This window comes from Methylophilus sp. Leaf414 (assembly GCF_001425425.1).
Taxonomy (GTDB): domain Bacteria; phylum Pseudomonadota; class Gammaproteobacteria; order Burkholderiales; family Methylophilaceae; genus Methylophilus.
In genome coordinates this window covers 209988-227537 of the sequence record NZ_LMQQ01000001.1, presented here as the reverse complement: position 1 = coordinate 227537, position 17550 = coordinate 209988, and the positions used below count along the sequence as shown (strand labels likewise).

The 17550-nt window shown below is 46.9% G+C and carries 15 protein-coding genes; 9 read left to right on the top strand and 6 right to left on the bottom strand.

The features are described from left to right. Window positions 1-8: 8 nt before the first annotated feature. The 3 genes from thrC to ASG24_RS01035 all read left to right on the top strand — a co-directional run bounded on the left by thrC (window position 9) and on the right by ASG24_RS01035 (window position 2963). Entirely contained in the window at window positions 9-1442 is a 1434-nt protein-coding gene (thrC, locus tag ASG24_RS01045; RefSeq protein WP_055866846.1) for a threonine synthase, read from the top strand. A 26-nt stretch (window positions 1443-1468) separates the two neighbouring features. Next, on the top strand, window positions 1469-2263 hold the full coding sequence (locus ASG24_RS01040; protein ID WP_055866844.1) for a thymidylate synthase: 795 nt from the start codon (window positions 1469-1471) through the stop codon (window positions 2261-2263). A 175-nt stretch (window positions 2264-2438) separates the two neighbouring features. After that, window positions 2439-2963: a PepSY domain-containing protein gene (locus tag ASG24_RS01035; RefSeq protein ID WP_055866841.1), complete on the top strand. Its 525-nt coding sequence runs from the start codon at window positions 2439-2441 to the stop codon at window positions 2961-2963. A 307-nt stretch (window positions 2964-3270) separates the two neighbouring features. Here ASG24_RS01035 and ASG24_RS01030 read toward each other — a convergent pair whose 3' ends face one another. Continuing rightward, entirely contained in the window at window positions 3271-4401 is a 1131-nt protein-coding gene (locus tag ASG24_RS01030; protein ID WP_255352540.1) for a GntR family transcriptional regulator, read from the bottom strand. A 362-nt stretch (window positions 4402-4763) separates the two neighbouring features. Here ASG24_RS01030 and ASG24_RS01025 point away from each other — a divergent pair, with 362 nt between their 5' ends. Then, window positions 4764-6635 carry a PQQ-binding-like beta-propeller repeat protein gene (locus tag ASG24_RS01025; RefSeq protein WP_055866833.1) on the top strand — a complete coding sequence of 624 codons (1872 nt, stop codon included), beginning with the start codon at window positions 4764-4766 and terminating at the stop codon, window positions 6633-6635. 167 nt (window positions 6636-6802) lie between these two features. On the opposite strand, the gene rsgA is transcribed toward ASG24_RS01025, so the two are convergent. From rsgA to ASG24_RS01010, 3 genes are read right to left on the bottom strand one after another with little or no spacing between them, the layout of a single operon-like run. Beyond that, window positions 6803-7678: a ribosome small subunit-dependent GTPase A gene (gene rsgA, locus ASG24_RS01020; protein WP_055866831.1), complete on the bottom strand. Its 876-nt coding sequence runs from the start codon at window positions 7676-7678 to the stop codon at window positions 6803-6805. A 1-nt stretch (window position 7679) separates the two neighbouring features. Beyond that, entirely contained in the window at window positions 7680-7979 is a 300-nt protein-coding gene (locus tag ASG24_RS01015; RefSeq protein WP_055825428.1) for a cytochrome c, read from the bottom strand. Beyond that, window positions 7976-9223, bottom strand: coding sequence for a M48 family metallopeptidase (locus ASG24_RS01010; protein WP_055866828.1), 1248 nt, complete (start codon window positions 9221-9223; stop codon window positions 7976-7978). The genes ASG24_RS01015 and ASG24_RS01010 overlap by 4 nt, the downstream gene beginning before the upstream one ends. Window positions 9224-9340: 117 nt before the next feature. On the opposite strand from ASG24_RS01010, the gene orn reads away from it, so the two are divergent. Continuing rightward, window positions 9341-9907 (top strand): oligoribonuclease, encoded by a 567-nt coding sequence (gene orn, locus ASG24_RS01005; protein WP_055825424.1) that lies wholly within the window; start codon window positions 9341-9343, stop codon window positions 9905-9907. 134 nt (window positions 9908-10041) lie between these two features. Here the strand turns inward: orn and glgA are convergent, their stop codons facing one another. Next, window positions 10042-11490 (bottom strand): glycogen synthase GlgA, encoded by a 1449-nt coding sequence (gene glgA / locus ASG24_RS01000; RefSeq protein WP_055866823.1) that lies wholly within the window; start codon window positions 11488-11490, stop codon window positions 10042-10044. A 95-nt stretch (window positions 11491-11585) separates the two neighbouring features. Between glgA and crcB the strand changes: the two genes are divergently transcribed. After that, window positions 11586-11957, top strand: a complete 372-nt coding sequence (crcB, locus tag ASG24_RS00995) for a fluoride efflux transporter CrcB (protein ID WP_055866820.1) — start codon at window positions 11586-11588, stop codon at window positions 11955-11957. 100 nt (window positions 11958-12057) lie between these two features. Here crcB and ASG24_RS00990 read toward each other — a convergent pair whose 3' ends face one another. Further along, window positions 12058-14799, bottom strand: a complete 2742-nt coding sequence (locus ASG24_RS00990) for an Rne/Rng family ribonuclease (protein WP_055866818.1) — start codon at window positions 14797-14799, stop codon at window positions 12058-12060. 587 nt (window positions 14800-15386) lie between these two features. Here ASG24_RS00990 and ASG24_RS00985 point away from each other — a divergent pair. Genes ASG24_RS00985 through ASG24_RS00975 form a run of 3 tightly spaced genes read left to right on the top strand, consistent with a single transcriptional unit; the run spans window position 15387 to window position 17542 of the window. Further along, window positions 15387-16508, top strand: a complete 1122-nt coding sequence (locus ASG24_RS00985; RefSeq protein ID WP_082487946.1) for a pseudouridine synthase — start codon at window positions 15387-15389, stop codon at window positions 16506-16508. Window positions 16509-16541: 33 nt separating this feature from the next. Then, the gene (locus ASG24_RS00980) at window positions 16542-17195 is read left to right on the top strand and encodes an HAD family hydrolase (protein ID WP_055866808.1); all 654 of its coding nucleotides are present in this window, start codon (window positions 16542-16544) and stop codon (window positions 17193-17195) included. Further along, a complete protein-coding gene (locus ASG24_RS00975; protein ID WP_055825408.1) occupies window positions 17192-17542 on the top strand; it encodes a Rieske 2Fe-2S domain-containing protein in 351 nt (116 codons plus the stop codon). The genes ASG24_RS00980 and ASG24_RS00975 overlap by 4 nt, the downstream gene beginning before the upstream one ends. The last annotated feature ends 8 nt before the right edge of the window (window positions 17543-17550 follow it).

Genomic DNA, 17550 nt, shown 5'->3' with positions numbered 1-17550 from the left:
TTAATGTAATGAAATATATCAGTACCCGCGGACAGTCTGCCGCCTCGAGTTTTAGTGAAATTTTGCTGGGTGGCCTGGCGCCAGATGGCGGCTTATACCTGCCTGAGCAATATCCGCAATTCAGTGACGCTGATTTGACGGCCATGCGCAGTATGAATTACCGTGAGCTGGCGTTTGCGATTTTGTCGCGCCTGGTGGATAACAACGATATCCCGCATACCGACCTGCAAGCCATTATCGACAAAACCTATCGCGCTGACGTATATGGTTATACCCGTGCGGGGCAATCTGCCGAAGATATCACACCGACCATTAAGCTGGAAGATAACCTGTACCTGTTAAGTCTTTCCAACGGTCCAACCCTGGCTTTTAAAGATATGGCCATGCAGTTGCTGGGCAACCTGTTTGAATACGTACTGACGAAAACCGGCCAGACGACCAATATCCTGGGCGCCACTTCAGGCGACACCGGCTCTGCCGCTGAATACGCTATGCGCGGTAAAAAAGGCGTGCGCGTATTTATGCTATCGCCCTACCAGAAAATGAGCCGCTTCCAGACTGCGCAAATGTTCAGCCTGCAAGATGACAATATTTTCAATATTGCCGTGAAAGGCGTGTTTGATGATGCACAGGATATCGTTAAAGCCGTATCCAACGACCACACTTTTAAAGCGCAATATAAAATAGGTGCCGTGAACTCCATCAACTGGGGCCGTATTGCGGCACAAATCGTGTATTACTTTAAGGGTTACCTGGCAGTCACCACCAGTAATGACCAGAAAGTCAGTTTCAGCGTCCCTAGTGGCAACTTTGGTAATGTCTGTGCTGGCCATATCGCCCGCATGATGGGTTTGCCGATTGCGCAATTGATAGTAGCGACGAATGAGAATGACGTTCTTGATGAATTCTTCAAGACCGGTGTTTATGCGCCACGTGGCGCTGCTAATACTTACCAGACCTCCAGTCCGTCCATGGATATCAGCAAAGCCTCCAATTTTGAGCGTTTTGTTTATGACCTCGTAGGCCGTGATAGCGCCAGGATACGCGAGCTATGGACGGCAGTTGATCACGGTGGCAAGTTTGACTTGAACACCGAGGGCTATTTTGACCAGGTCGGTGATTTCGGTTTCGTGTCCGGTAGCAGCAATCATGCAAATCGCCTGCAAACCATACGCGCAACCAAAGAAAAATACGGTGTGACTATCGATACGCATACTGCAGATGGCTTAAAAGTCGCCTTGGAAAAACGCGACCCGAATGTGCCCATGCTAGTGTTGGAAACAGCGTTAGCCGCCAAATTTGAAGATGCTATCGTGGAAGCGCTGGGTGAAGTGCCTGAACGTCCGGCCAGCCTGGAAGGCCTGGAAGACTTGCCACAGAAGTCTACCGTACTGGAGGCTAATGTAGATTTAATCAAAAGCTTCATTGTTGCCAATACCTAACCATCTCAAACTGACGGAGTCCATGTATGCAACAATATCATGACCTGCTAAACCACGTGCTTGCACACGGGCACCAGAAAACTGACCGTACCGGCACCGGTACGATTTCTGTATTTGGTTACCAGATGCGTTTTAACCTTGCGCAAGGCTTTCCGTTACTGACGACCAAAAAAGTCCATTTAAAATCTATTATTCATGAGCTTCTGTGGTTTTTAAAAGGCAGCACCAACATTGCCTACTTGAAAGAAAACGGCGTAAAAATCTGGGATGAGTGGGCGGATGCTGAAGGTAACCTTGGCCCTGTATATGGCTACCAATGGCGCAACTGGCCTAAGCCTGACGGTTCTCACATAGACCAGATCACACAAGTCGTAAACCAGATCAAGAAGACGCCAGACTCACGTCGTTTGATCGTGTCTGCCTGGAACGTGGCTGATGTTGACCAAATGAAGCTGCCGCCGTGTCACGCATTTTTCCAGTTTTATGTGGCGGATGGTAAATTGAGCTGCCAGTTGTATCAGCGCAGCGCAGATATTTTTCTCGGTGTGCCATTCAATATTGCTTCTTATGCCTTACTGACCATGATGGTCGCGCAAGTCTGCGATCTGCAATTAGGGGATTTCGTCCATACGCTTGGCGATGCGCATATTTATAATAACCATATGGAACAGGTGAAGGAACAATTGTCACGCTCAGAACGTGCGTTGCCTACGATGCTTATTAACCCTGAAGTAAAAGACATCTTCGCTTTCCGTTTTGAAGACTTTACGCTGGAAGGTTATGATCCACATCCGGCGATTAAGGCACCAGTCGCTGTATAGTCCAGTTTGTAAAATTCATCCCAAATGGCTATTTTTAGCCATTTTGTTAACAGAATGTAATATTTAAAACAACTAATTACGTTTTTGATATCCTTTTCGCGTTATGAATCGCGGTGTAAGAGTACCTAGCTTGCGCATCGCACCCTCATCATGACTTTAAACACGGAGATCAAAAATGCAAAAAGTGTCAATTATCACTGCCGCCCTGTGCGGTCTATTGTCTGGTCAGGCGTTTGCTGACCACGAAACTATCAAGCCAAAAGCCTATGACAGCCTGGGTAAATGCGTAAAAGCAGCTTTGTCCAAGCATGACGGCAAAATCGTTAAACTGGAAGCCAAGTCCGAGCGTAAGCAACTGGTTTATGAGTTTGACGTACAATCTAACGATGGTAAGGCCTGGGATATCGAGTGCAATGCCAAAACTGGCAAAATCACTGAAGTAGAAGAAGAAGTGACTGCTGATGATGAAAGATTCAAGGCTCTGACAAAGGTATCTGAAGAAGATGCAAAAGCCACCGCTTTAGCAGCACATCCAGGCAAGGTCGTAGAAACAGAATACGAACTTGAGCCTGATGGTAAAGCTTCCTACGAGTTTGATATTCTTGAAGCTGACAACGAAGAAGTTAAAGTTGAAGTAGACGCAACGACTGGCAAAATCGTAGAAACCAGTTATGAAGTTTACCAAATTGGTCAAGAGTAATAAGTGAATTGAATAGCCTGTAAGTTTACTCAGGCATTCCAGATGTTCAAAAAGGCACCGCGGTAGCGGTGCCTTTTTTGCATGAGATCAATATGCAAGTTAGGGAGTGTCTACCCCGATATGGGCAAATTTGCAGTTGCCCATATCGGTCCTAGTGATAGTTCACTCCCTACTTGTAACCTGCATTTTGTATGCCAGTTTGAGGTGTGCATTTAAACTGATGATTGAAAAAACGTTTTTTTCAGTCAATGGGAGTTTTTCCTGAATTTTAGGTGGTTGATTACAACCATTTGGTTGTATGCATAACTTATGCTGGTGTCAACAATTTGGCATCAGGGGTTTGCATAAAGCGATAAATACCAGTCAGCAGTTTTTTGTATTCTCCGCGTTTGATCAATTCACTTTGAGCCAGCATATTGAGCAATGAGGATTGCTGGTGTTGCTCATTCAAGGCGCTCAGAAACTCGCTGGAAAGGTTCTCATTGCTGGCGACAAAGCACAAGTTAAAAGTGTCGCAAAAGTTGCCGTACAAGCTCCCCAGCATCATGCTTTTAGCGTACTTGCTGGCTAACGGTGGATGGTTTTGCTGGCTCAATGGAAAACTGCCACGCTGGTCATCAATCAACAATAAGTGGTAGTCAGCTAATTTTTGGATAAGCAGCGTTTGGCCGGCTGCATCACTCTCATTATTAAAGAGTGTCGAGCTATTACACCAGACCGCCGCTACGGGATAGTTAATACAATACTTTTCGATCTGCTCGGTAAAGTTGATCGCCTGATTGCCATTACTTTCCGGCAGTTGAATAACGCTAATACCTTGTTTTTGCAGGCTCTTGATCATCACCGCGCTTGTATGATGATCCGCCAGCAACAATCCATCTTCGGGCCTGATACTTTGGATGACAGCGTATTGCAGCGCTAGCCAGCTTCCGCAGGCGATATGTTCAGGAGACACCAGGAACCTTCTTTCATGCGCCAATAGATTAGCCAGCATATGTTTAAGGTTAAACAATCCGGTGGCATCGTAATCATGCGCTTGCAGCTTGTGCATATGCAAAGCTGCTCGACGGATGTGGTGCAAACTGGTTTTCTGGATCAGGTGGTGAATGCTGTTCGAATAAGGGTCTACCTGCTGGCGCTGCAAAGGGGGGTATGTCTCTGATTCATTTGAAGCTGATGGTAATGCGTTTGATACAAAAGTACCGCGCTTAGGCTGCGTATAGATGAGGCCTAAGGCTGAAAGCTCTTCGTACACACGTGAGACTGTTTTACGGTTAATCCCCAGGCGTTGCGCAATGTCGCGTGAGCTGGGCAGGGCGCTACCGCCAAGCCAGGCTCCGCCTTCAATCATTGTGCGGAAATGCCCTATGAGTTGTTGATGGATGGACGAAGAGGAGTCTTTGTCTAATACCAGAGAGTAATGCCAGGGTCTGAGCACAGCCAGTGTTTACCTTAAATTTATCAAGTAAAAAAGCATCATCTTTGCAAAGAAGATGCCGCAATTACCTGAAGGTCACACTAGGACATGTCCCTCAATAACAGAATGATACAAAAAAAAATCAATTCAACAAAGTTTTCGGAAAAATTCCCTATCTGGCCCATGAATAAAACCCTGAACTGGCTGGCTGTTATCCCTGGCTATCTATATTACAGTTACAACCGCTTAATAAAGTGATACATCTGTTACCAGATGGTTAAAAAGCTCTGGAAGCCTAGTCCGGTTGCAAACTTTAAGCATTCCGCAATGTTTAAATGTTTCTTCAATATTGCTACATGTGATTTATCTTCGGAGATATAACTATGATGAAAATCAAAACTGCTTTTGGTGTTGCTGCTAGCGTAGCACTTGCCTTGCCAGTGATGGCGTTTGCAGCTGCTGACCAAGAAGCCGCGATGAAAGACCCAAATAACTGGGCACATCCACGTGGCCAACACAATAACCAGGGGTATAGCGCTTTGGCACAAATTAACAAGGGCAACATCAAAAACCTGAAAGCCGCCTGGACATTCGCTACCGGTGTAAACCGTGGTCACGAAGGTTCACCAGTGGTTGTGGGCAATATGATGTACCTGGTATCTGCTTTCCCAAACAACGTTTACGCTCTGGATCTGAATGATAACCAAAAAATCGTTTGGTCCTATTTCCCTAAACAAGACCCTAGCGTTCAAGCGGTACTGTGCTGTGATAACGTGACACGTGGCCTGGGTTTCGGCGACGGTAAAATCTTCCTGCAACAGAATGACGGTATGCTGGTTGCTTTAGATGCTAAAGACGGCAAAAAAATCTGGGATGTTAAAAACACAGATCCAAAAGTAGGTGCGACTAACACTAACGCGCCACACGTGATTAAAGACAAAGTATTGACCGGTTGTTCAGGTGCTGAATTCGGCGTACGTTGCTTTATCCAGGCTTATAACATCAAAGATGGTTCCACTGCATGGAAAGCCTACTCAACAGGCCCGGACAGCGAAACATTGCATGACGCAAACACTAACAAAGACAATCCTCTGTATAACGCACTGTCAGTTTACCAAGACGTAAACGGCGGTAACAGAGAAGGTGGTTCTTTCAAACGTTTGACGGCTGAACAAATCAAAGGTGGCGAAAAAGAATTGGGTACACGTACCTGGTTGAAACCACAAGCGATCAAAGATGGCTGGCAACATGGTGGTGGTTCCGTGTGGGGCTGGTGGCCGTATGATCCAAAAACAAACCTGGTTTACTACGGTGCTGGTAACCCATCTGTTTGGAACCCGGATGTACGTCCAGGCGACAACAAATGGTCCATGACTGTGACTGCACGTGATCTGGACACTGGCGTGGCCAAATGGGCGATGCAAATGACACCACATGATGAGTGGGATTACGATGGCGTAAACGAAGTCATCCTGTTCGACAAAGGTGGCAAAACATACGCTTGGCACCATGACCGCAACGGTTTTGCTTACACATGGAATGCAAACACAGGTTCTTTGATTGCTGCTGAAAAAGTACATCCATTCGTTAACTGGGCAAATGACGTAGACCTGAAAACAGGCGTACCAAGCAAAGATGGCCGTTATTCAACTCACCAGGACTACAACGCTAAAGGTATCTGCCCAGCTGCGTTGGGTACTAAAGACCAACAACCAGCTGCTTACTCACCAAAAACCGGTTTGATGTATTCTCCACTGAACCACGTATGTATGACATACGAGCCAGTTGAGTCCAAATACGTTGCTGGCCAACCATGGGTGGGTGCGACTTTGACTATGTTTGCTGGTCCTGACGGTGTGATGGGTGGCTTCGGCGCTTATGATCCAATGACCAACAAAAAAGTCTGGTACAACAAAGAGAAATTCTCTGCATGGAGTGGCGCTCTGACAACAGCATCTGATTTGGTGTTCTACGGTACTCTGGATCGTTGGTTCAAAGCGGTTGATGCCAAATCCGGTAAAGAGTTGTGGAAATTCCAGGTTGGTTCAGGTGCGATTGGTAACGCATTCACCTACGGTAACAAAGGTAAACAATACGTTGGTATCTTTTCAGGTATCGGTGGTTGGGCTGGCGTGGCGATGAACCTGGGTATGACAAGTGACACCGACGCACTGGGTGCTGCTGGTGGTTACAAAGAGTTGACCAAGTACAACGCTGCTCCTGGCGGCGGTGCACTAAACGTTTTTGCACTGTAATTTGAGACTTGTCTCACATTACGCGTAGAAAAGCGTAGACTTAAAAACACCCTGCTTCAGCAGGGTGTTTTGCTTTATAGAGTGCTGACAATAGAAATAAAATGCAGAGCGGGCAGCAGTTTAATCTGCTTTAAAAATCATTGGACTAAAGAAGAAGTAGTTAGCGCCTAACCGTAAATATGGACAGCGTTTTCAGCACGTATCTGCTGGAAAATCTGATGTCTTGCTGGGGCGATTTCACCTTTGGAAACGGCTTCCAGGATCATGCATCCAGGCTCATGTGTATGCGTGCAGTTATTGAATTTGCAGTGGCCAATATGCGGCCTAAACTCAACAAAAGCATATTCGAGCGCGATATTGTCGATGTGGTATAACCCAAATTCTTGCAGGCCGGGGGAGTCTATGATGGCACTGTCACTATCCAGATGATAAAGATGGGTAGCCGTAGTGGTATGCTTGCCACTATCCAGGGTAGTACTGATTTCCTGGGTCTTACTACGTACCTCGGGCAATAAGCCGTTAATAATGGTTGATTTACCCATTCCGGATTGCCCGACCAGTATGCTCGTATGTCCGGCGAGGATAGGCCGTAAAGCATCTACCGATTCTTTGGCGTTGAGTGGTAAGGAGATGTAGCCTAACTGTGCATATCGGGCAAGCTTTTCCACCGCATCTGGGTTAGGCAAATCACTCTTGTTCAGAATAATCACTGCGCGTATGCCAGCAGCTTCAGCCGCGATCAGGCAACGGTTTAGCAGGTCTTCATAAAAACTGGGCTGGGTGGCCAGTACGATCAATATCTGTGTGACATTGGCTGCAAGAATTTTGCTTTTAAAGGCGTTGCTGCGGTAGAGCAGGGTATCGCGCACCAGAGTTTTCTCGATCACGCCTTCTTTATGTGAAGTCAGTTTGACTGACACACGGTCACCCGCAGCGTTATCGACTTTTTTGCCGCGCGTAACACAACTGAGTACGCGCCCATCAGCCAATTCAACGTTATAGCGCTTGCCAAACGCAGAGACTATCAATCCTTCTTCAAGCATATTAGAAATGATAGTAGGTGTGATTAAGATACTGTACTACCTGTTGCTCATCGTCATCAAACCACTTGAGGTTAAGCATGGTATTACAGTTGGTGACCTGGGCTTTCAGGCCATTGAATGAGCGCACTTTGCGGTATTCCCTGGTGTAAATGCCGCTGCCATCGCCACCGAAGCTGCTGGCATGGCAGGAAATGCAGTGCGTTTTAACCAGCTTTTCACCTGCTTGAAAGTCGGGAGAGCCAGCAGCATAGGCGTTATTGAATACGAATGTTGATAAAGCGATGATGACTAATGTTTTCATGCGTAGGTCTGCAATTTCGCAATGCGCAAACTTGCAGGTGGGTGCGAATCATAAAACGCCGAATGCAGTGGATCAGGTGTCAGTGTCGAGGCATTATCGCGATATAACTTAACTAGTGCATCAATCAGGTATTGAGGGCGAGATTGTTGTGACGCATAGTGATCGGCTTCAAACTCATTGGTACGTGAATAAGCTGCCAGCAATGGGCGCAGAATAAACATGAATACCGGGCTGACGATCATAAACAGCAGCAAGGCCATATGATTGCTTGCTTGTGCAACGCCCAAACCGTTATAAAACCAGTCCTGTTTCATTAAAAAGCCTAGCAAAGCCAATCCCAACAGGCTTAAGCCAAACATCATGACAATACGCTTGATTACGTGTTGATGTTTGAAATGCCCTAGCTCATGCGCCAGCACGGCTTCAATCTCATCCGCATTCAGTTTTTCCAATAAAGTATCGAAAAACACCACGCGCTTGTTTTTACCGAAACCAGTGAAGTAAGCATTGCCATGACCGGAGCGGGTAGAACCATCCATCACAAACAAACCCTGGCTGGCAAAACCGCACTTTTTCAGCAATGCTTCAATACGTGCTTTCAGGCCTTGGTCTTCCATAGGTGTGAATTTATTGAACAAAGGCGCAATCCAGATCGGGTATACGGCCAGCATAAACAGGTTGAAGGCACTCCAGATTAACCACAGGTATAACCACCACCAGTCGCCAGCACCTCGCATCAGCCAAAGCGCCACGAATAATATCGGGCCACCTAACAAAAGGGCTACGATTGAGTGTTTGATCAAGTCTGCAAAAAACATCGCGCGGGACATTTTGTTAAAACCAAATTTTTCATCGACGTTGAACGTCTGGATATATTCGAAAGGCAAGGTCGCGGCACTTGAAATTAACATGGCCGAGCAAATAACTAAAGCGCCGCGGATAACTTCATGTTCTGGCAGCCACTGTAACCAAAGCTTGTCCAACATTTGCAGAACACCGCCTAATGTTAAGGCCAGCAGGACGACTGATTCCATTACCGTTTCACTCAGGCGCAATTTCACTTTTGCCGATGTGTAATCAGCTGCGCGCTGATGCGCTTCTAAGCTGATGCTTTCACTAAAGGCGGCAGGGACTTGCTGGCGATGTTGCTGGATATGACGGATATGACGAAAGCCAAGCCAGACACGGATGCTGAAGCTGATCACAATGACAGCAACAAAAATTTGAGTAAAGAGTTCAGTCATAAAGGTTACGGATTCTTAGAGTAATTGGTAGCTATTTTGATGGATTTATATCCACCTTGTTCACTGAACTGAATATAATGTTTCATTTTAATGGAAATCATGACATGAGGCACACAATTGGCGACTAATCAGGACAATTTAATCTGGCTGGATATGGAAATGAGTGGCTTGCTACCGGATACAGATCGTATTCTTGAACTGGCAGCTGTTGTGACAGATGCGCAACTCAATGTGATTGCAGAGTCTCCCGTTTTGGTCATTCATCAATCTGATGCTGTGCTGGATGGCATGGATGCATGGAATAAAGGTACGCATGGCCGCAGTGGCCTGATTGATAAAGTAAAAGCCTCTACGCTGGATGAAGAAGCGGCTACTGATGCAATGCTGGCTTTCCTGAAAGAACATGTGCCTGCGAGTAAATCACCTATGTGTGGCAACTCTATCTGTCAGGATAGACGTTTTATGGCGCGTTACATGCCGCGTCTGGAGCAATTCTTTCATTACCGCAATCTGGATGTCAGCGTTTTTAAAGAGTTGTCACGTCGCTGGCGCCCGGACATCTATTCAGGCTTTAAAAAAGCCAGTCGCCATGAAGCATTGGCTGATATTTACGAATCCATTGATGAGCTGAAGTATTACCGTGAACATTTCCTGGTCATGACACCACCGGCCAAGACTGAGTAATAGATAAAAAAAGGACGCCTACTTGGGCGTCCTGAGGGAGGAGAAGTTAGCTTTGGAGAAGCTTGATTAGTAATAAGCATCTTCTGTGCCAGCTCTCTTCCTTTTTTATGGCTTAAAAGTGAGAGTTGATTTTTTTATTTTAAAACAACGGTTTGATAAAGGTTTGAATAGTTTTCAGCCCTGGTTTCCCAGCTGACATCTTGTAGCATGGCCTGTTTTTGCAGTTGTTGCCACTGACTAGGATTGGCAAATACCTTAATTGCCTGACGCAATGTGACCAAAAGTGTCCACGGATTATTTTGCGGCATTACAAATCCTGTCATGTTTGCAGGCACGCCTTCTGCCTTAATTTCACCACCATGCACTGAGTCCGCTAAGCCGCCGGTTTTGGCGACTAGGGGAATTGTGCCATAGCGCAAGCCGTACATTTGGTTTAGGCCACAGGGTTCAAAGCGAGAAGGCATCACAAAAATATCCGTACCTGCCATGATGCGATGAGATAGCGGTTCGTTATAACCGATGGTGACAGACACTTGCCCAGGATATTGCTGCATGAGCGCTTGATACTGTTGCTCCAGCAAAGGTTCACCGCTTCCCAATACCGCTAATTGACAACCGCTTTCCAACAGTTGATGGGAAATCGTAGCCAGCATATCCAGGCCTTTTTGGTGCGTCAGCCGGCTGACAACGCCAAGCAAAGGCACATTTGCCTGTTGTGCTAATCCCAGTTCAGTTTGCAGCGCATGTTTAACCTCTTTTTTGCAGCGCAATTTATCAACATGGTAATGTACTGGCAGATAGGCATCCGTCGCCGGATTCCATACCTGCGTGTCAATGCCATTTAAAATGCCGGTCAAGTCTGCTGCGCGATGTTTCAGCAAGCCTTGAAAGCCGAAACCAAATTGCTCGGTTTGAATTTCTCTGGCATAGGTCGGGCTGACTGTAGATAGGGAATCAGCGTAATAAATACCTGCTTTCATGAAGGAGATCTGGCCATAAAACTCATAGCCGTCTACTTTGAAATCCTGTTCATCCAGGGTGAGGCGGAAGCGCCAATCTGCATGAAAATTACCCTGGAATGCTAAATTATGAATGCTGAAAACAGACTTGGCTTCACTGTTCATCTGGCGTAGATAGTAAGGGGTAAGGCCGGTTTGCCAGTCATTACAGTGGACCACTTCCGGTTTCCATGCTTGTAATGCATTAGGAATCGCCAATAAGGCGGTTACTTTAGAAAGTACGCCAAAACGTAAAGCATTATCCTGCCATTCGCCATACACGGGATGGTGGTAAGGCCCACCTTCTCGGTCATAAAGTTGGGGGTAATCAATCAAGAGTAGGGGAATCTGCGTACCCGGAAGTTTGGTCTGGTAAATATCACAGTTGATATCATGAAACACCTGCAATGATCCAAGCCATCGCGGTGATTCGCAGGTGGCCAGCATGCCACGGTAGGCGGGTAACACAATCTGTATATCCATTCCGGCGGCAAATAGTGCTGTTGGTAAAGCGCCGCTGACGTCTGCTAAGCCTCCTGTTTTGATCAATGGGAAAATTTCTGAGGTGGCAAATAATAAACGCAAGGGAATCTCTTTAAATCAAACAGAATGAGGTAGATTGGCAGTATCGTTAACGAGTTATGATACATTGCCTGAATTGGTTTTAGAAGGACAATAAAATGAAATCTTGGCTAGCAGTAGCGGTAGGAGCGAGTGTTGGTGCATGGATACGCTGGGGCTTGTCTGTCAGTTTGAATGGGGTAGGGGTCATACCCCTGGGGACTTTTTTAGCCAACGCGATAGGCGGTTTATTAATGGGCGTTGCGCTTGGCATATTGCAAAGTGTGCCAAATTTATCACCGGAGTGGCGTTTATTGATGACTACCGGTTTCCTCGGCGGATTAACGACATTCTCCACTTTTTCGGCAGAGGCTTTTACCCTCATGCAGAAACAAAGTTATGGTTGGGCGGTACTCCACATTAGCAGCCATGTGATTGTATCGATTGTACTGACCATGATTGGTTATTGGTGTGTGCTGCGCTGGCAGTAAGCATGTAGAAATGCATCTTTAAAAAAGCACCTCATAAAAAAAAGAGAGCCAGTGATGGCTCTCTTTTTTTGCTGGTTAGGTATAACACCAGAAGTGAAAGCTACTCTTTCTTCTGCGTTTCTACCATCACCATTTGATTCGCTTCACCAGTGGCAGCTTCATCTTTTTTCCACTTGGCAGTAGCACGTGGTTTCTTAGGTTTAGCTGGCGCATCCGCAGTTTTAGTCTCTGCAGTTTTGCTTTCACCAGAATTAGTCTCTACCAGTTGAATACCTGAGTCTGCAGTTGAAGCGTTAGCTTCTTTGGCAGCGGCTGGTTTGCGCTTGCGAGCAGCCGGTTTTTTCTGGGCTTCTGGTTTTTCAGTAGCCGCTTCATTGCTGGCTTTGCTAGATGCTGCGGTTTCAACTAACTCAATCGCTGGCGCAGCGCTAGCCGACGCTTCATCTGCGGCTTTACTACGCGTTTTGTTAGCGGCTTTGCCGCCACGGGAGCGATTACGGGCCGGTTTTTCTGCACCGGCTTCGTCAGATCCAGCGTTTTCATTGGCTTTCACTTCAGCAGTTGTTTTTGCTGGCGTAGCCGTTTCAATAGTTTCAGCAACATTAGCTTTTGCCGCTGGCTTGGTTTCAACGACTGGTGTATTTGCTTCAGTATTGGCCGCGGGCGCTGTTACAGCAGGCGCTTGCGTAGGCGTTACTGATTGCGCTTCAACCGTCTGGTTGTTGTTTAAATTTTCTGCATTTTCGCTGTTAGCAGATTCATCACGCGGGCGACGATCACGACGACCATGACGGTTACGACGATTACCACGCTCGCTACGCTCTCTATTCTCAGCTGGCTGCGCAGTTAATGCCGCCTGGTTAGCATCCGTTTTTACTGCTTCTTGCGCGGGTTGACGTGGTTGCCTGTCTTTATTGTTTCTTTCTTGCTGATTATTTCTTTCCTGCAGCGGGCGTTCTTGTTGTGGACGCTCCTGTCTAGGTTTATTAGACGTATCTTGGTCTTTAGCCTGGCGTTCGCCGCGTTCTTGTTGTGGACGTTCGCGTTGGCGGTCACGGTCACGACGATTACGGTTCTTATTACGGTCACGACCATTGTCTTTGTTTTCTCTGGCTGGCTTGGTGACTTCTACCACAGTTTCTTTTTCTTCCAGGCCCAACCAGGATTTAATCACACCGAAGAATGATTTTTTAGGTTCTACGGCTACGTAAACAGGCTTCTCTTCCACGATGGGTGCAGAGGTTGCCGGGGTAATGCCTTTTACCAATGCTTCAACTTTGCCTGGGGCAGCTGCCTGTTCTAAACGGTGCTGGTAATCTGACTCAGTTGGCAGATCTACCATTTTGTAGCTGGCTTGATTGGTTTCTTCGTTTACATCATCCAGGCGGATACGCACGATATTGTAGTTAGGCGTTTCCATATGAATGTTTGGGATGAGGATAACTTCAACCCCGGTGCGTTGTTCAATTTTGTGAATATCTGCACGTTTTTCATTGAGCAGGAAAGTCGCGGCTTCAACAGGCAGTTGCACCTGGATGATCGCACTGTTGTCCTTCATCGCTTCTTCTTGTGTAATGCGCAGAATATGCAATGCAGTTGATTCAATGCCACGGATATGACCGGTACCATTACAACGCGGACAGGTCATATGGTTAGTTTCACCCAGGCTAGGACGCAGGCGCTGGCGTGAAAGCTCTAACAGACCAAAACGTGATATCTTGCCCATTTGGACACGTGCACGGTCGTGGTGCAATGCATCGCGCAGTGCGTTTTCCACGTCACGCTGGTTGCGCTGGTTTTCCATATCGATGAAGTCGATCACGACCAGGCCACCCAGGTCACGCAGGCGCATCTGGCGTGCCACTTCTTCCGCTGCTTCCAGGTTGGTATTGAATGCAGTTTGTTCAATATCAGCGCCTTTAATTGAGCGGCCTGAGTTGACATCTATCGATACCAGCGCTTCGGTATGGTCGATCACAATCGCACCGCCGGAAGGCAGGCGCACTTCCCGTGAGAATGCCGATTCAATCTGGTGTTCGATCTGGAAGCGGGAGAATAACGGAATTTCATCCTGATACAGTTTGACGCGTGTGACATTGCCTGGCATCACGTGATTCATAAACTGTAAAGCTTGCTCATGTACGTCAACGGTATCAATCAGGATCTCACCGATATCAGCACTGAAGTAATCACGGATCGCACGGATGACCAGGCTGCTTTCCTGGTAAATCAGGTAGGCGCCAGGCTGGAAGTTGGAAGCATCTTCAATGGCCTGCCATAATTGGGTCAGGTAATTCAGGTCCCATTGCAACTCTTCAGCGGTACGGCCAATACCGGCAGTACGCGCAATAATGCTCATGCCATTTGGCACTTCAAGTTGTGCCATGGTGTCGCGCAATTCATTGCGGTCTTCACCTTCAATACGGCGGGAAACACCACCTCCGCGTGGATTGTTAGGCATCAGCACCAGGTAACGGCCGGCCAGCGAGATAAAGGTAGTTAAGGCGGCGCCTTTGCTGCCGCGCTCATCTTTATCCACCTGGACGATGACTTCCTGGCCTTCCTTGATCACATCCTGGATACGGGCGCGACCTTCAGGTTTATCATTGAAGTAGCTGCGGGAGATTTCCTTGAAAGGCAAAAAGCCGTGTCTGTCGGTACCATAGTCGACAAAGGCGGCTTCGAGGGAAGGTTCAATACGGGTGATGACCCCTTTGTAGATATTGCTTTTACGCTGTTCTTTGCCAGCATGTTCAATATCCAGGTCAATCAGTTTTTGTCCATCGACAATGGCAACGCGCAATTCTTCTGATTGCGTTGCGTTAAATAACATTCTTTTCATGCAGTGCTCCTAAACGAAGCTGCAGAATACGAATGAGTACAGGGCGAGCCAGGGTTGTGAATCAACCACCTGAATCTAACGTGGGGTAAGTGCAATGGCAATTGCAAAGCAGTGAAGCAATGCATGCATCAATATGCACAATATTTAAGTATGTCAATGAATCGCAAGGGCAATCATATTGATACTCAATATATCTGACAGAGTCTAGCTTGATGAAAGGTTTGGCAGGTGTTGGATTGTTATCCACCTGTATGATCCAACACTATTTATCTACTAAAATAAAACCCTATGCAGAGTCTAAATTCGTTAAAATTCGGGTTTGGCAAACGCCGGGCTCATATCATTAATTATTCTGCTTGAGCTTCGCGTTTCGTATTTCTATTAATTATCGCTACTTGATGGCGAGCGGTATTCACCAAAATTTTTTGATTCTGAATTTACACGCGGAGCCAGTAAAATGGCGGCTGTAACAATGGTTATTTCGATGTCGGCATCATAAAAAATCGTCGACGAAACCGGAAAAAACGCAGACCCAGAATGCCGACAGTATATCTATAAGTCCTGATAAAGCAAAGCAACACCTGCATATGACCTCGAATTCACAATCATCACCATTACAGGTGACGTCTGCAAGCCCTGAAAAGCCTTTCAGCCATCAGGATAAACCGGCCAGTGACCGGGTAACGCTATTGCTTGTAGATGAAGCGTCTGAAACACAGCGCGTGGATAACTACCTGGCTAAGGTGCTCAAAGGCGTTCCTAAAAGCCATGTCTATCGCATCTTGCGTAGCGGTGAAGTGCGTGTCAATAAAAAGCGGGTCACTGCCGAATATCGTTTGCAACTCGGTGACGAGGTCAGGGTGCCACCCATACGTATTGCGGAAGCTGCGCCTAAACCTGGTTTGCCAATAGTGAAAGCCAAGCTTGCAGAGATGGTCATTTATGAAGATGACGCCATGCTAGCCTTGAATAAACCTGCCGGTATGGCGGTGCATGGTGGCAGCGGCATCAGCCTTGGTGTCATTGAGCAATTACGCCTGGAAAGGCCACAAGCGAAATTTCTTGAGTTAGTGCACAGGTTGGACCGGGAAACTTCCGGCGTACTGATGATTGCCAAGAAGCGCTCTGCCTTAACAGCTTTGCATGAAGCCATGCGCCAGCACAAGATGGATAAACGCTATGTCATGATGGTGCAGGGGCAGTGGCAGGATGCGAAAAAGAAAGTCACGCTGGATTTGCAGAAGTTTGTCACTGAAAGTGGCGAGCGGCGAGTACATGTAGTTGAGCAACCTTTACTCAACACTGAACCTGGCGGCCGTAAATCGCTCAAATCCAGTGGTGTGATTGCAAAACAGCAGGCAGCCAAAGGCAGGTTTGAGGTTGAAACTCAAGTTTCTGAAACCTGGTTTTATTTGCAAGAACCACTTGGGCAATATAGTTTATTACAGGCGAAATTGATTACCGGACGCACGCATCAGTTACGCGTGCAATTGTCTTATTTGGGTTTTCCTATTCTCGGTGACGATAAATATGGCGATTTTGCGTTAAACAAGCAGCTAAGCAAACAGCGCTTGAAGCGTATGTATTTACATTCCAGCGAAACGCGTATTGCGCATCCATTAACCGGAGAGCCGTTACATTTAGTGGCTCCTTTACCGGAAGAACTGGAAAATTTCCTGCAATATCAGCGTCAACTAAATGCTGAATAATGTTTTTCTTGATCTAAAAAACGAAGGTTACATGTGAAGCAGTTTGATTTAATTGTCTGGGATTGGGATGGCACCATCGCGGACTCCACCGGCATGATTACGCAGGCGCTGATTAAAGCGGCCGCCGAAGCAGGTTTGCCCGCATTAAGTGAAGTGCGTGCGCACAGCATCATCGGTCTGGGTTTGCGTGAATCGATTGAGGTACTTTTTGGCGATATTCCCAACTTTCAGGCACAGGCGCTGATCACCCATTACAACCAGCATTATTACGCAGCTGAAAATACTATTCTGCTGTTTTCCGGTATTGCTGAGACAATTGCCAGCATCTCCCGAAAAGGCTGTAAGCAGGCTGTTGCTACCGGTAAGGGCCGACGAGGATTGAACACTGCTTTGCAGCAATCTGGCCTGGCTAAATATTTCAGTGCTACCAAAACGGTCGATGAATGTTTTTCGAAGCCACATCCGCAAATGCTGGATGAGTTGATGGATGAACTGGTGGTCATGCCTGAGCGCACCTTGATGATAGGCGACTCGCAATATGACATGCAAATGGGCAAAAATGCCGGTGTAATCACAGCTGCCGTGACATACGGCTCGCAAACTGCCACACATTTACAGCAGTATTCCCCGAATCATATGTTTAATGATGTGACAACATTGAGCGCATGGTTGCTGGAATCCATATGAATGAAACCATATTGAAATTTAACAGCGACGATCTGCTGGAGAAGGGTGATGGGCTGCGCTTTGCCATGCCTATATTGGGGCCACACGCCACTGGTTTTGTCGTGCGTTTTCAGGGTAAACCCTATGCGTACGTGAATCGTTGCGCGCATGTACCGGTAGAGCTGGACTGGGAACATGGGAAATTTTTCAATATGACCCAGGAATGGTTGATTTGCGCGACTCATGGCGCCATGTATTCTCCTCAGAGCGGACGTTGTATCGTGGGGCCATGCCAGGGTAAATCATTGTCGCCTATCCCAGTCAGTGAGCAGGACGGAATTGTGACAGTGCATCTGGATCAGTTTTAGCCATTTCT